Source organism: Candidatus Nitrosopumilus sp. bin_6a, from assembly GCF_054095695.1.
In genome coordinates this window covers 70,107-82,460 of the sequence record NZ_JBSWSR010000008.1, presented here as the reverse complement: position 1 = coordinate 82,460, position 12,354 = coordinate 70,107, and the positions used below count along the sequence as shown (strand labels likewise).

The window sequence follows — 12,354 nt, the reverse complement described above, 5'->3', positions numbered from 1 at the left end:
ATTAAATTACATTGAAATTATCTGTTGCAATTCCCCAGTCTGCATTATCAGACGAATCTTTGAAAATTGACAAGACCAGAAAAATTTCAGTATTAGCAAGAGCGTGTGCAATTTTTAAAGTGGATACAATATACATCTATCAAGAAGGTAACAATAAATCAGAAGGAGGTCTGATGGTAATGATTCTGAAATATTTAGAAACACCGCAATTTTTGAGAAGACGATTATTCCCTAAAATGAATGATCTAAAATTTGCAGGAGTATTACACCCATTAAGAATTCCTAGCCATGTTACACCAGTGAATTCTAAAAAAATCAAAACAGGAGATATCAGAGAAGGAATTGTAGTTAGTGTGAAAGGAAAAAAATTTGTAGATGTTGGAATTAACCAATTAATTCAATATTATGGGAATACAACTACTGGGAAAAGAGTTACAGTTAGATTCAAAGAAGGATATCCTAAATTATCAATCAAAGATATCGACAAAAGTGAAATTCCAACATATTGGGGATATTCAGTAAAAGAAAGAGCAAACTTGTTTTCAATATTATCAGAATGGAAAGGAAATATAATTTTGACATCAAGAAAGGGAAAGCCCGTATCAAGTGAACAACTAACAAAATACACAAAATCAGATGAGCCAACTCTAGTCGTGTTTGGATCTCCAGAAAAAGGGATACATGAGATCATAGGTGGGAGGATGAACAAAGTGCAAAATGCAAAATCATTAAACTTTTTTCCAAATCAAGCCACTGAAACAGTACGTCTAGAAGAAGCACTTCTTGGAACTCTGGCAATTATTAATGCTCACAGACAGTAACAACATGACGGAAAGAAAAAATTTCTTGTTATTGGCAATAGGATTTGGGGTCATAGGTGTAATTATTGGAGGATATACAATTTGGAATTCCATTTCAGATGTATTTTTTCCATGACAAACTAGGCACAGTTGGTTAACCTAGTTTTTTTTAGTGGTTAACGATATCTCACATGGTTTAATAGAGGGGTTTCGATGATTCGATTTAATCATGGGAGCTCGTAAAAGACATCAACCACGTAGAGGCAGTCTTGCATACTCACCTAGAGTTCGTGCAAAAAGCATGGAAGCAAGAATTCGAGCTTGGCCAAAACTTTCAGCAACAGATGAACCAAAAATTTTAGCACATTGTGGATTCAAAGCAGGATGTGTTCAGATTGTAAGCATTGATGATCGTGATAAAGTTCCCAATGCAGGAAAACAATTGGTAAGTTTAGGAACAGTGTTAGTTACACCACCAGTTTTAATTTTAGGAATCAGAGGTTATTCAAAAGATCATGATGGCAAACATGCAGAGTTTGATGTCTATGCAGAAGATATTCCAAAAAACATTGCAAAAGAAATTACAATTAAAAATACAGCAGGATCAATTGAGAATGCAGAATCAAGATTAAGAAAAATCAAAGAGATCTATGCAATTGTAGCAGTTTCTCCAAGAGACGCAGGATTAGAAATGAAAAAACCATATATTTTTGAAGCAATGGTAAGCGGTGGAGATATTGAAAAACAATTTGCACATGTCAAAGAATCATTAGGAAAAGAAATCAAAATTGAACAAATTTTTGAAACTGGTGCAACTGTAGATGTTGCAGCAATTACAAAAGGTCATGGATGGCAAGGAGTTATGAGAAGATGGAACGTTAAGAAGAAACAACACAAATCAAGAAAAACAGTAAGAGAAGTCGGTTCATTAGGTCCAATTTCACCACAAAGTGTCATGTATACAGTTCCAAGAGCAGGTCAAACAGGATTTCATCAAAGGGTAGAATACGATAAGAGAATTATGATTATGGGCAATACAGAATCAGATAAAATAAAAATTAATCCAGATGGCGGATACAAACACTTTGGTTTGGTTAAAGGAGATTTCATCATTCTAAAAGGTTCTGTTCCAGGAACTTACAAGAGATTGATTAAACTAAGAACACAGATCAGAAATGCACCAGTTAAGATTACTAAACCAAACATTTTGGAGGTTGTAATATAATGAAAATAACAACATACACAACCACAGGAACAAAAGATAGTGAAATAGAATTACCAATAATTTTCTCAACACCATTTAGAAGAGAATTAATCCACAAAGCTTTCACAAACTTGACATCACACAAATTCCAAAGACAGGGAAGAAAGCCAATGGCAGGCATGGATGTAGTTGCAGATTCTAACGATCCTCCAACTGGACAAGGCGTATCTCGTGTAGCAAGAATGCAAGGTGGTGGTGGTGGAAGACAAGGACAAGGAGCCGAAGTAGCATCTACAAGAGGAGGAAGACAAGCACATCCACCAATTGTTGAGAAAGTAATTTACAAGAAATTGAACAAAAAGGAGAATAAACTAGCTCTATGTTCTGCTATTGCAGCAACTGCATCAAAAAATCTTGTAGAATTAAGAGGTCATAAAATAGAAGGCATTGAATCATTTCCAATTATAGTTTCAGATGACATAGAATCCATTTCAAAAACAAATGAAATCACTAAAGTGATGGACTCATTGAAATTATCACAAGATGTTAAAAGACTAAACGCACGAAAACCACGTTCTGGACAATCCAGACTTAGAGGAAGAAGTAAAAAAACAGGAAAAAGTGTATTGTTTGTAACTGCAGATTCTTCTAATTTATCAAAAGCAACAGGTTCATTGCCAGGAGTAGAAGTAAGAAATGTGAAAGAACTCAGTGTTTTAGATTTAGCTCCAGGTTCTGATCCTATTAGATTAACAGTATATTCCAAATCAGCAATAGAAGAGATTGGAAAAATTAAATCAACACATCTAGAAGTAATGGTGAAAACACAATGAATGTAGATCAAGCAATGAAAATTATCATCAAGCCATACATTACAGAAAAAACCTTTGCAATGGTTGAAAATGAGAGTAAAATTTGTTTCATAGTAGAGAGATCAGCTAATAAATCAGAAATTTCAGAAGCAGTTAAAACACTTTACAAAGAAAATGTCAAAAAAGTGAACACTGCAAGAACAATTTATGGCAAAAAAGCTTTTGTTCAATTTGAAAACACCGAAAAAGCTAGAGACCTGGCAACAAAGATAGGAATGCTATAATATGGACCATAAAACTCGAAGACTAACAGAGGAAATAAGAAATGGTTAAAGAATTTTTATACAGAGGCATTCCAAAAGAGGAACTAGATAATCTATCATTAGAAAAATTATTCTTATTATTCAATTCAAGACAAAGACGATCATTAACTAGAGGGATTACAGACGGAAAAAGAAAGCTAATTGAAGAAATAAAATCTGCAAAAGCAGGAAAATTAAAAAATCCAATCAAAACTCATGTCCGAGATTTGATTGTTCTACCATACATGGTAGGTGTTACAGTAAATGTATTTTCAGGAAAAGAATTCCAACCAGTTGCAATGACAGCAGAAATGATTGGACATTACTTGGGAGAATATGTAATAACAAACAAGAGAGTTTCACACGGTGCCCCAGGTGTTGGTGCATCAAGATCCAGTCTCTACGTACCGCTAAAGTGATTATTATGGGTAGATTCAATTACGCTTTCCAAAATTATGATCCAACGAGACATGTTCGTTCTTCATTAAGAGAGAAAGACATCTCACACAAACATGCACGTGAAGTTGCAGTATCAATTAGAGGTCTATCAATAGAAAAAGCAAGAGATTACCTTATTGCAGTTATTGAAGAGAAAAGAGCAGTTCCATTTAGAAGATATAAAAATCAAGTAGGACATAGACCAGACCCAGGTGTAATGTCAGGACGTTATCCACAGAAAACAGCAAAAGAGTTTATCAAAGTTTTAGATAATTTAGAATCAAATGCAGAATACAAAGGAATGGATTTAGATAGATTACGAATTGTAAACGCAACTGTCCATAAAGGAGTAATTGTAAAAAGATTCATCCCAAGAGCAATGGGAAGAGCAACTCCAAAGAACAATGTATTAACTCACGTAGAATTGGTGGCAAAGGAGATTTAGAAATGTCTGCAGTAAAAAATGTAATCAAAGACAACTATAACATGATGCTACTCAAAGATTATCTTAGAGAGGCAATTAAAGACGCAGGTTTCTCACATGCAGAAATATCAAAAACACCCGTAGGAACAAGAGTTGCATTACATGTAACAAGACCAGGAATTGTCATCGGTAGAAAAGGTTCCGGAATTAGATCATTAACGGATAAACTTGCTACAGACTTTGGATTAAAGAATCCACAAATTTCAGTAGTTGAAATTGAAAAACCAGAACTTGCACCAAGTGTAATGTGCAACAGAATGGCATCACATCTTGAAAGAGGAACTGCATTTAGAAGAGCGACCATGTGGACATTAAAGCAAATCATGGAAGGGGGAGCAATGGGCGTTCAAATTACAATTTCGGGCAAACTTAGAGGTGACCGTTCAGCATTTGAAAAACACACTCAAGGGATTTTACCAAGAGCAGGACATCATGCAGAAATTGTAGTAGATGAAGATATTGCACATGTACAAACAGCAATGGGATTAATTGGAATTAGAATTAGAATTGCAAGAAAAGAAAGACTCATTCCAGAATTTGAGATGAGAACAGAAAAATCAAGAAAAGAAAGACAAGCAAAAGCAGATAAAATAAAAATTGAAGAAATTGATGTGGAAGGGGCCAAAGTTGAAGTTGTTAAAGCTAAAGGCAAATTAGATAAAGCAAGATCAGAATCCGAAAGAATTGCACTAGAAGCAAAGAAAATGGAAGAACTTGAGACAATGGAAGAAGAGGAGGCCAAAATGAAATGACCAGACTAAGTATGAAAACAATTAACCAATTAAATGAAAAAGATCTGAAAAGTAAAGTTCAAGAAACACGTACTGAACTTGCCAAATTAAGAATTGATGCATCTAAAGGAACCTTAAGAAAAGAAAGTGGCAAACTAAAACCACTACGTCATGATATTGCAAGAATGCTAACACGATTAAATGAGATGAGGAGAGAAAAATGATTACTGCAGACAACATAGTGTCACATGAATTTATTGGATTAGATACAGAAATAACAAAATCAACCAACCCTCAAGTAGTAGGATTAAATGGAAGAATCATTAATGAAACAAAATCAATGTTTGCAATAAATACAGAAAAGGGTGTAAAGTCAATAGCAAAATCTACCAATAGTTGGAAATTCACAATCGGTGGAAAAGGAATTGTTGTTGAAGGTTCAAAAATTGCAAAAAGACCATTTGATAGAATCGGAGGAAAAGCATGACTCAAAATATAGGAATTAAGGTAAAAGAGCCAACTAGAGAATGTACAGATAAACACTGTCCATTCCACGGAGGTTTATCAGTAAGAGGTAAATTGTTTGATGGCAAAGTAACTGGAAGTAAAGCAAAACAAACCATTACTTTACAAAAAGATGCACCGCTTTACTTTAGTAAATTTAAGAGATATGCAAGAGGAACAAGTACGATTCATGCACATGTTCCAGGGTGTATTGATGTTGAAACAGGAGATCATGTATTGACTGCAGAATGCAGACCAATTTCAAAATCAGTATCCTACGTTGTTGTGGAGGTTAAGGCATAATGGCAAAGCAAGCAGGTAAAGGAGTAGAAGAATTTAGACCATATGTAACTAAGGCAATTCCAATTGGAGCAAATATTGTATGTGCAGATAATTCAGGTGCTAAAACTTTAGAAGTCATCAATGTTCCAAGACATCACACTAGATCATCAAGACTCGCATCAGCATCGGTGGGGGATTTTTGTAATGTTGTAGTAAAAAAAGGTCCTGCAGAACTAAGAAAGCAAGTTTATGGCGCAGTAATTATTAGACAAAAATATGCAGTACGTAGATTAAACGGTGTAAGAGTTTGTTTTGAAGATAACGCAGCAGTACTTATCACTCCAGAGGGAGAAACAAAAGGAACAGACATCAAAGGACCAGTAGCAGCAGAAGCTTCAGAGAAATGGCCAAGAGTAGCTAACTTGGCATCAATGGTGGTATAAAAAATGAAACCAACTAAAATGCGTAATCAGATGATTTACCAAGCAACATTCCAAACTAAAAATAAACAACTTGGAAGTGCACTTTCTAAAGATCTTCGTAAAAAATATGGAAAAAGAAGTGTCAGAGTCGTAGAAGGAGATAGCGTCACTATACTTAGAGGGGAATTCAAAGGAGTAGATGGCAAAGTCTCAAACGTATCTGTAGAAAAAAGCAGTGTAGCAATTGAAGGAGTTAAGAAAGAAAAAACTAAAGGAGACAAATTTGATGTATATATTCACACATCTAATCTAGTAGTTACTTCACTTAACAGCGAAGACAAATGGAGAATTTCAAAATTAGAGGGAAAAGAACCACAAAAACAAGCAAAAACAGGATCTGAGTCATCCAAAGAAGCCCCTAAAGAAACAAAAGGAGCAGACAAGGCCAAAAAAGAAGGAGATAAAGAATAATGGTAAGCATATCAGGTAGTAAAAAACTCAAACGTCAAATGGCCCCACAATTTTGGGGAATTGCTAGAAAAGACAAGAGATTTGTAATCACAGTAAAACCAGGTCCACATAAAAAGAGTCATTCAGTTCCAACAGCAGTATTTCTTAGAGACACATTGAATATTGTCACAAGTTTGAGAGAAGCAAAATCTGCAATTTACTCTGGTAGAGTAAAGATTGACGGAGTGGTAAGAAAATCACTTCATCATGCAATTGGTTTAATGGATGTGGTAGAATTACAAGATGTCAAAGACATCTATCGTCTGGTTCCTACAGAAGACAAATTACTAAAACCAATTAAAATAAACGAATCAGAAAAATCTAAAAAACTCGTTAGAGTTACAAGCAAAACAACAATCAACAAAGGTAAATTACAAATTGGATTTCATGATGGTCGTTCAACATTGTCAGATGCCAAAGTAAACATAGGCGATACTTGTCTAATACAAATTCCAGATCAAAAAATTCTTGAAATAATCAAATTAGAAACAGGTTGTCAAGGCTTAGTGACAAGAGGAAACAACGCAGGCAGAATAGGAAAAATTGAAACCATTGAAGAAGGAACATTCATTCTGCCAAAAAGAGTCATCTTAGCACTAGAAGATAGAAAAATCGAAATACCTGCAGACATCATTATGCCAATTGGAAAAGAGGAGCCAATAATTCAATTAAAGTGATCATATGTCTCAAGTAACAGAATCCCCAATGAAGAAAATCTCTTTAGAGAAAGTCGTATTGAATATGGGTCTTGGTAAATCAGGTGACGTTATCAATATTGCACAAAAAGCTTTAGAACAGATTTCTGGAAAGAAACCTTCTACACGAAATGCAAAAGCAGCATACAGGGATTGGGGAGTTAGAAAAGGAGAACCAATAGGAGTGGCAGTTACAATCAGAGGAGATGATGCAGTAGCATTATTGAAAAGATTACTTGAAGCTAAAGGAAACACAGTAAACGGAAGATCATTTGATAATTTTGGTAATTTCTCATTTGGAATTAATGAACATATAGACATACCAGATGTAAAGTATGATCCACAAATAGGAATTCTAGGTCTTGGAATTTCAATTACATTGACCAGACCAGGATATGGAATTAGAACTAGAAGTAAACACAAGGCAAGAGTAGGTAAAACTCATGTTATCAAAAGTCAAGAAGCAAAAGATTATCTAGCAAAAGAGTTTGGAGTGACCGTAACATAATGGCAAAAGATAGATCTTACGAAACAACAGGTAGAAAGAAACATGACTTTGGTAGAGGTTCCAGATGGTGTAAAAGATGTGGAGATTATACCGCAGTTATTCAAAAATATGATTTAATGTTATGCAGACGATGCTTCAGAGAAGTCGCAACATCTTTAGGGTTCAGGAAAAACAAGTGAGATAACATGCCAGCAACAAACATCTTAGCAAATCTATTTGTCACACTTTACAATAATGAAGCCAGAAGAAAATCCGATTGTGTTATTCTTCCAACATCAAAGTTAGGAATTGAAGTCCTAAAAACACTTCAGAAAGATGGCTATATTGGAGAATTTGAACATATTGATGATAAGCGAGGTGGCAAATTCAAAATAAAACTATTAGCAAAAATTAACAAATGTGGCGCAATATCCCCAAGATTCAAAGTCAAAAACGACGAATACAATAACTGGGAGCAACAATATTTGCCTGCATATGACAGAGGAATGCTTCTTGTTACTACAAATCAAGGAGTAATGTCCCATCATGAAGCATCACAAAAAGGAATAGGAGGATTTTTGATAGGATATGTCTACTAAACAAATTGAAGAATTCAAAGACCAGGTAGATATTCCTGAAGGTGTAACAGTCACAGTAAACAAACACATGGTATCCTTTGCAGGACCATTGGGAAAAACACACAAGAGTTTCAGAAGCATACCAATCAACATAGAAGTAAATGATGGAAAAGTTCTACTTACCGCAATTAACCAAAAGAAAAAAGATTATGCAATTTTACATACTGCAAGATCAATTATCAGAAACATTTGTGAAGGTCTAGTAACAGGATATACAATTAAAATGAAAGTTGTATTTTCACACTTTCCAATTACTGTAAAAGTAGAAGGTAAAAAAATCCTAATTGAAAACTTTCAAGGAGAACGTGCACCAAGAATTACACATATTGTAGGTAACACCAAAGTAGTTCCTAAAGGAGAAGATGTAATACTCACAGGAGAAGTATGGACAGACATTACTCAAACTGCAGCAAACATTGAACTAAAATCTAAAGTAAAGAATAAAGATCACAGAGTTTTCCTAGATGGTATCTATTCATTTGAAAAAAGTAAAGGTATAGAAAAATAAAATTCTAATTTAGTCAATGACTCTAGATCCTGAATTTTCAAAACAGACTACTGATTTAATCCAACAAACATTAGAATTATACAAATCTGCAGGAGCATCCCCAAGGATTGGGGAAACATGGGAATGTGGCAACATTGGGGACTTTTTGTGTGGTTTTTTTGTTGGAGAGATGGTGGGTTCCGCACTAAGTGCATTTCAAATTGTTCACAGAAGAGAACCTACAGCCGATGAACATCTAGAGATTATAGAATTAGTTGAGAGTCATGCAAAAGAAATCAAAGAGTTTTTTGTGAAATTCAACTGAACATTTTCTAATTTCAGTCTATTTTGTATAGTCGCAAAGATTAAATCACTTTTGGCAAGGTCTTATCTTGTGCCTCCCTAGCTCAGCGTGGTAGAGCAACCGGCTGTTAACCGGTTGGTCACCAGTTCAAGTCTGGTGGGAGGCGCTCTTATTTCTAAACTCGAGTTTTGAAACATTCTATTTGTATAAATATCACATATCAAAGGTGTAAAAATAACAATATTTCTAAATTCGAATTTAGAAACATTGATCGGTTGTTAGTAATTTGTTTACTCTATTAGACAACATAGATCTAATAGATGATCGCATATTAAGAATAATGCAGGAGGTTTACATTGGTCAGAACTAGAAGGGCCAACAGATATTGTGTGGATTGTGGGGCCAGATTAGTGTATTACCCAAGATTATCAAATCCAAAAGCACCAAACGAACACAGAGTACTAGTCTATGCATGTCCTGATTGCACAGATGACTTTGAAAAACCAAAGATGTTTTCAATCAGACGCAATCAAGTAGATGATCCTTTAGAGACAGTTGAAATTGAAATTACACAATTACAAAAAAAAGCAATAATTGCAAAATAATGGGGTAATTATGACCTATCCGGAAAAATCAAGAAGTAATGCATGGTTTTTGTTGCCAATATTTTTTGGAATAATTGGAGGAATTATCGCATTCTTTGTTTTACGTCAAGATGATCCTCGCAAAGCAAGAAATTGTTTGTATCTAGGAATTGCATTTATGATCTTTGGAATCATATTAAACGTCTTGATTGCAGCATCCATTCCAGGATTAGATTCAGGTTTCAATGTGAATATTTAACAATAGTTTTCTTGTTTTTCATGTACGGATAATCATTATTTCTAAACTCGAATTTAGAAATATTCTAAATTTATTCATGTAATCATTAGATTTAGAATCATATAGAACTAGTTTTAGATGTTTTTTATGAGTGCATCCAGAATGCGAGATAATGTTGAGAGATGGGTAATTCATGAAGGATTGACTTTTGAAGAAGTGAAAAATCCTGAAAATACCTTTCAAATTCTTGTTAAACATGCAGGGCAGTATGGAATTCCAGTAGAAGTGTTTGAGCCCAAAGGCCAACCAGGAATTTTGGTAATAGGGGCCAAAGTAGTAATGAAAAATAATCAAATTGCAAGATATTTGGGATTTAATCCTGAAGAAAAAAAGAGATTTGAGAAAAAAGTGTCAGATTTTTGTTATTCAATACAGGCAATAAACAAATTCATCACTGAAGATGGAAAACAAAAGGTCGGGGTCTATGTGGTTCTAGATGACAAAGAAAACATCAATCAGCAAACAATGCTGGATGCTATAGATAGTGTTTCTGAAAAATATGATAAAACAGCAAGATTTTTGCTGAAAACGTTTTAGAAAAAATAGACGATTTATCAGTTCTACGCGGCTTTTTTATTATAAATTCGCCATTAAACTGTATGAAAACAACAAAATTTACAACAAAATACACAACAACATGTAAACCAAAAGCAGGTTTCAAAGATGGCCTAATTCTCAGATTCAAGGCTTCAAAGAACAAGGTTTTTGTTTTGACAGTTATTGCAACATTGGTGGTGTTCATAAAATGAATGCTTTCAACATTTTGTTCAGACATGCAACAAAAAATTTTGAGATCAATGTAAGCATCAATGTCAGCAAAATACAACTTGAAAATACGACCATGAAGTGGGAGGCAATTCAGAATTGAACATTCTCAAGATGATAGATGAGATTCTTGAAACATATGAGAGCATGGAGGTCCAATCAAATGAGTAATTTGTTCAAAATGATAGGAATTGCCTTGGCAGTGCACTATATTGTAAAAACAGTCCAGAAAGAATTGAAATGACCCCTAAAATGTGCAATTTTAGGGCACGTCATTATTTTACCAATATCACAGCATATCACAGCATATCACAGTAAAAATAGATGTGCAAATCTCAAATAATAAAAACCATAAACAGCGGTTTTGTGCAAATATTTCTTCTAAAACCCCCCCCCCTTATTTCATCTCAAATGTGTGTCCAAATGCACAAGCAACCAGTAAAATCAAAATTTAATCAAAATAAAACATGATAAAAGCATCCTTGCAGATTAGTGAGACTGCAATCAATGAATCATTTGAATCAACTAACAATGTATTTGATCAATTCAGATTGTTTACATCAAGTATTTTTTCACAAATTTTGGAAGGAATTACCATGATTTCAGAAAACTTTCTAAAATAACTAATTTTACAAAATTAAGCCTAGGCGTTAAACCCCCCCTGAAAAATACATGGTTTAGTCATAATGTGAAATTTTCAAAATCAGACGTTTTGATGGGGGGTTGAACACTTGTACCTAGATACAATATCCAACCCTAATTCCACCAAGCTCTCCCAGCTAAAGGGGCATGATCTTTTAGAGTCGTGCGTAAAAGCTAAACCCCTCTAAATTAATGAAAAAGAGAAAAGAAAAGTGACTTATTTGCCGTGTTTGTTTACTTTGCCTATTTCTACTTCAACTAAGTTGTCAACGTCAACACAAAGATGAGTAATCAAACCATCTTCATCTGTATTTGGAATAATGTTAAAAGATGCAACTGCAACAGAGCTCCCATCAGGATCAACGTTTGATTCATCCATGGTAGCAATTACTTCAATTTTATCATCTTTTACTTCCAATTCATAGTTGCTAGGAGAAACATTGTTTCCAGTACCTACAGTTCCAGAAATATCTACTTCAAACGAAGTACCTTCATCAGCACAAAAAGTACCGACATCAGGTACTTTAAGGTCTAAAATATGCGGATGAAAAGTAGCGTCATTATGTTCAGATTCATCTCCTCCAAATAGACGTAGTAAACCTACAGTTGCATCACAGTCATCAGCAGAACCTTGTTCAAAACTATCAGAAGCACATTTGTGAGTTGTAACAGCTAATACGTTAGAAGCGCCAGCAGTCAAAACACCATATCCAAATGCACCAGCAGAACCATCTTGAGGAATTTCTGCACCAGTCTTAATTTCTACTTTAAAGCCGTCAGCAATTTCTTTGACTTCTGCTTTCTCGATATCGAGGTGGGTACTGTCATCAGCAACAGCTGGAGATACCATCATTACTGCAAATAATGCAGCAAAAGTAACTCCAAGGAATACTGTTTTATTAATTGATAAAAGTCCCAAATATGGGACTTAAAAGAATAACGGAGCGTAATATGATCATATGACA

General features: G+C 34.5%; 24 protein-coding genes and 1 tRNA gene. 24 read left to right on the top strand and 1 reads right to left on the bottom strand.

Annotated features, from left to right (window positions below; translation table 11 throughout):
* The first annotated feature begins 11 nt into the window (after window positions 1-11).
* From ACW9XA_RS08985 to ACW9XA_RS08870, 24 genes are all read left to right on the top strand, one after another.
* Window positions 12-821, top strand: coding sequence for a putative RNA uridine N3 methyltransferase (locus ACW9XA_RS08985; protein WP_300322793.1), 810 nt, complete (start codon window positions 12-14; stop codon window positions 819-821).
* Window positions 822-1,029: 208 nt separating this feature from the next.
* Entirely contained in the window at window positions 1,030-2,025 is a 996-nt protein-coding gene (locus tag ACW9XA_RS08980; protein ID WP_457763993.1) for a 50S ribosomal protein L3, read from the top strand.
* The gene (rpl4p, locus tag ACW9XA_RS08975; RefSeq protein WP_300322789.1) at window positions 2,025-2,837 is read left to right on the top strand and encodes a 50S ribosomal protein L4; all 813 of its coding nucleotides are present in this window, start codon (window positions 2,025-2,027) and stop codon (window positions 2,835-2,837) included. Before ACW9XA_RS08980 ends, rpl4p begins: the two co-directional genes overlap by 1 nt.
* Window positions 2,834-3,100 (top strand): 50S ribosomal protein L23, encoded by a 267-nt coding sequence (locus ACW9XA_RS08970; RefSeq protein ID WP_300322787.1) that lies wholly within the window; start codon window positions 2,834-2,836, stop codon window positions 3,098-3,100. Before rpl4p ends, ACW9XA_RS08970 begins: the two co-directional genes overlap by 4 nt.
* A 41-nt stretch (window positions 3,101-3,141) precedes the next feature.
* Window positions 3,142-3,537, top strand: coding sequence for a 30S ribosomal protein S19 (locus tag ACW9XA_RS08965; RefSeq protein ID WP_457763992.1), 396 nt, complete (start codon window positions 3,142-3,144; stop codon window positions 3,535-3,537).
* A gap of 5 nt (window positions 3,538-3,542) precedes the next feature.
* Window positions 3,543-4,001 carry a 50S ribosomal protein L22 gene (locus ACW9XA_RS08960; protein WP_300322783.1) on the top strand — a complete coding sequence of 153 codons (459 nt, stop codon included), beginning with the start codon at window positions 3,543-3,545 and terminating at the stop codon, window positions 3,999-4,001.
* A 2-nt stretch (window positions 4,002-4,003) separates the two neighbouring features.
* A complete protein-coding gene (locus tag ACW9XA_RS08955) occupies window positions 4,004-4,792 on the top strand; it encodes a 30S ribosomal protein S3 (protein WP_300322781.1) in 789 nt (262 codons plus the stop codon).
* The gene (rpmC, locus tag ACW9XA_RS08950) at window positions 4,789-4,995 is read left to right on the top strand and encodes a 50S ribosomal protein L29 (protein ID WP_457763991.1); all 207 of its coding nucleotides are present in this window, start codon (window positions 4,789-4,791) and stop codon (window positions 4,993-4,995) included. Before ACW9XA_RS08955 ends, rpmC begins: the two co-directional genes overlap by 4 nt.
* Window positions 4,992-5,258, top strand: a complete 267-nt coding sequence (locus tag ACW9XA_RS08945; protein ID WP_457763990.1) for a ribonuclease P protein component 1 — start codon at window positions 4,992-4,994, stop codon at window positions 5,256-5,258. Before rpmC ends, ACW9XA_RS08945 begins: the two co-directional genes overlap by 4 nt.
* Window positions 5,255-5,578 carry a 30S ribosomal protein S17 gene (locus ACW9XA_RS08940; protein WP_457763989.1) on the top strand — a complete coding sequence of 108 codons (324 nt, stop codon included), beginning with the start codon at window positions 5,255-5,257 and terminating at the stop codon, window positions 5,576-5,578. Before ACW9XA_RS08945 ends, ACW9XA_RS08940 begins: the two co-directional genes overlap by 4 nt.
* Window positions 5,578-6,000, top strand: a complete 423-nt coding sequence (locus tag ACW9XA_RS08935; RefSeq protein ID WP_300322773.1) for a 50S ribosomal protein L14 — start codon at window positions 5,578-5,580, stop codon at window positions 5,998-6,000. Before ACW9XA_RS08940 ends, ACW9XA_RS08935 begins: the two co-directional genes overlap by 1 nt.
* Window positions 6,001-6,003: 3 nt before the next feature.
* Window positions 6,004-6,450: a 50S ribosomal protein L24 gene (gene rplX, locus ACW9XA_RS08930; RefSeq protein WP_457763988.1), complete on the top strand. Its 447-nt coding sequence runs from the start codon at window positions 6,004-6,006 to the stop codon at window positions 6,448-6,450.
* Window positions 6,450-7,166, top strand: coding sequence for a 30S ribosomal protein S4e (locus ACW9XA_RS08925; RefSeq protein ID WP_457763987.1), 717 nt, complete (start codon window positions 6,450-6,452; stop codon window positions 7,164-7,166). The genes rplX and ACW9XA_RS08925 overlap by 1 nt, the downstream gene beginning before the upstream one ends.
* Window positions 7,167-7,170: 4 nt before the next feature.
* Window positions 7,171-7,692 carry a 50S ribosomal protein L5 gene (locus ACW9XA_RS08920; RefSeq protein WP_457763986.1) on the top strand — a complete coding sequence of 174 codons (522 nt, stop codon included), beginning with the start codon at window positions 7,171-7,173 and terminating at the stop codon, window positions 7,690-7,692.
* On the top strand, window positions 7,692-7,871 hold the full coding sequence (locus ACW9XA_RS08915) for a 30S ribosomal protein S14 (protein WP_109875916.1): 180 nt from the start codon (window positions 7,692-7,694) through the stop codon (window positions 7,869-7,871). The genes ACW9XA_RS08920 and ACW9XA_RS08915 overlap by 1 nt, the downstream gene beginning before the upstream one ends.
* 6 nt (window positions 7,872-7,877) lie before the next feature.
* The gene (locus ACW9XA_RS08910) at window positions 7,878-8,270 is read left to right on the top strand and encodes a 30S ribosomal protein S8 (RefSeq protein ID WP_014965061.1); all 393 of its coding nucleotides are present in this window, start codon (window positions 7,878-7,880) and stop codon (window positions 8,268-8,270) included.
* A complete protein-coding gene (locus ACW9XA_RS08905) occupies window positions 8,260-8,817 on the top strand; it encodes a 50S ribosomal protein L6 (protein ID WP_457763985.1) in 558 nt (185 codons plus the stop codon). The genes ACW9XA_RS08910 and ACW9XA_RS08905 overlap by 11 nt, the downstream gene beginning before the upstream one ends.
* A 16-nt stretch (window positions 8,818-8,833) precedes the next feature.
* Window positions 8,834-9,121: a hypothetical protein gene (locus tag ACW9XA_RS08900; protein ID WP_457763984.1), complete on the top strand. Its 288-nt coding sequence runs from the start codon at window positions 8,834-8,836 to the stop codon at window positions 9,119-9,121.
* Between the two features lie 71 nt (window positions 9,122-9,192).
* Window positions 9,193-9,266 (top strand) — tRNA-Asn (locus tag ACW9XA_RS08895).
* Between the two features lie 190 nt (window positions 9,267-9,456).
* A complete protein-coding gene (locus tag ACW9XA_RS08890) occupies window positions 9,457-9,705 on the top strand; it encodes a hypothetical protein (RefSeq protein ID WP_457763983.1) in 249 nt (82 codons plus the stop codon).
* A 10-nt stretch (window positions 9,706-9,715) separates the two neighbouring features.
* Window positions 9,716-9,943, top strand: a complete 228-nt coding sequence (locus ACW9XA_RS08885; RefSeq protein WP_457763982.1) for a hypothetical protein — start codon at window positions 9,716-9,718, stop codon at window positions 9,941-9,943.
* A 126-nt stretch (window positions 9,944-10,069) separates the two neighbouring features.
* Window positions 10,070-10,519 carry a DUF2299 family protein gene (locus tag ACW9XA_RS08880; RefSeq protein ID WP_457763981.1) on the top strand — a complete coding sequence of 150 codons (450 nt, stop codon included), beginning with the start codon at window positions 10,070-10,072 and terminating at the stop codon, window positions 10,517-10,519.
* Window positions 10,520-10,581: 62 nt separating this feature from the next.
* Window positions 10,582-10,731, top strand: coding sequence for a hypothetical protein (locus ACW9XA_RS08875; RefSeq protein WP_457763980.1), 150 nt, complete (start codon window positions 10,582-10,584; stop codon window positions 10,729-10,731).
* 483 nt (window positions 10,732-11,214) lie between these two features.
* Complete coding sequence (locus tag ACW9XA_RS08870) at window positions 11,215-11,370, top strand: hypothetical protein (protein WP_457763979.1); 156 nt, start codon at window positions 11,215-11,217, stop codon at window positions 11,368-11,370.
* Between the two features lie 236 nt (window positions 11,371-11,606).
* Here the strand turns inward: ACW9XA_RS08870 and ACW9XA_RS08865 are convergent, their stop codons facing one another.
* Entirely contained in the window at window positions 11,607-12,308 is a 702-nt protein-coding gene (locus ACW9XA_RS08865; protein WP_457763978.1) for a hypothetical protein, read from the bottom strand.
* Between the last annotated feature and the right edge of the window lie 46 nt (window positions 12,309-12,354).

Bases quoted from the DNA above. Each gene is read 5' to 3' on its own strand.
- ACW9XA_RS08980 (WP_457763993.1), top strand. From the start codon at position 1,030: ATGGGAGCTCGTAAAAGACATCAACCACGTAGAGGCAGTCTTGCATAC.
- rpl4p (WP_300322789.1), top strand. From the start codon at position 2,025: ATGAAAATAACAACATACACAACCACAGGAACAAAAGATAGTGAAATA.
- ACW9XA_RS08970 (WP_300322787.1), top strand. From the start codon at position 2,834: ATGAATGTAGATCAAGCAATGAAAATTATCATCAAGCCATACATTACA.
- ACW9XA_RS08965 (WP_457763992.1), top strand. From the start codon at position 3,142: ATGGTTAAAGAATTTTTATACAGAGGCATTCCAAAAGAGGAACTAGAT.
- ACW9XA_RS08960 (WP_300322783.1), top strand. From the start codon at position 3,543: ATGGGTAGATTCAATTACGCTTTCCAAAATTATGATCCAACGAGACAT.
- ACW9XA_RS08955 (WP_300322781.1), top strand. From the start codon at position 4,004: ATGTCTGCAGTAAAAAATGTAATCAAAGACAACTATAACATGATGCTA.
- rpmC (WP_457763991.1), top strand. From the start codon at position 4,789: ATGACCAGACTAAGTATGAAAACAATTAACCAATTAAATGAAAAAGAT.
- ACW9XA_RS08945 (WP_457763990.1), top strand. From the start codon at position 4,992: ATGATTACTGCAGACAACATAGTGTCACATGAATTTATTGGATTAGAT.
- ACW9XA_RS08940 (WP_457763989.1), top strand. From the start codon at position 5,255: ATGACTCAAAATATAGGAATTAAGGTAAAAGAGCCAACTAGAGAATGT.
- ACW9XA_RS08935 (WP_300322773.1), top strand. From the start codon at position 5,578: ATGGCAAAGCAAGCAGGTAAAGGAGTAGAAGAATTTAGACCATATGTA.
- rplX (WP_457763988.1), top strand. From the start codon at position 6,004: ATGAAACCAACTAAAATGCGTAATCAGATGATTTACCAAGCAACATTC.
- ACW9XA_RS08925 (WP_457763987.1), top strand. From the start codon at position 6,450: ATGGTAAGCATATCAGGTAGTAAAAAACTCAAACGTCAAATGGCCCCA.
- ACW9XA_RS08920 (WP_457763986.1), top strand. From the start codon at position 7,171: ATGTCTCAAGTAACAGAATCCCCAATGAAGAAAATCTCTTTAGAGAAA.
- ACW9XA_RS08915 (WP_109875916.1), top strand. From the start codon at position 7,692: ATGGCAAAAGATAGATCTTACGAAACAACAGGTAGAAAGAAACATGAC.
- ACW9XA_RS08910 (WP_014965061.1), top strand. From the start codon at position 7,878: ATGCCAGCAACAAACATCTTAGCAAATCTATTTGTCACACTTTACAAT.
- ACW9XA_RS08905 (WP_457763985.1), top strand. From the start codon at position 8,260: ATGTCTACTAAACAAATTGAAGAATTCAAAGACCAGGTAGATATTCCT.
- ACW9XA_RS08900 (WP_457763984.1), top strand. From the start codon at position 8,834: ATGACTCTAGATCCTGAATTTTCAAAACAGACTACTGATTTAATCCAA.
- ACW9XA_RS08885 (WP_457763982.1), top strand. From the start codon at position 9,716: ATGACCTATCCGGAAAAATCAAGAAGTAATGCATGGTTTTTGTTGCCA.
- ACW9XA_RS08880 (WP_457763981.1), top strand. From the start codon at position 10,070: ATGAGTGCATCCAGAATGCGAGATAATGTTGAGAGATGGGTAATTCAT.
- ACW9XA_RS08875 (WP_457763980.1), top strand. From the start codon at position 10,582: ATGAAAACAACAAAATTTACAACAAAATACACAACAACATGTAAACCA.
- ACW9XA_RS08870 (WP_457763979.1), top strand. From the start codon at position 11,215: ATGATAAAAGCATCCTTGCAGATTAGTGAGACTGCAATCAATGAATCA.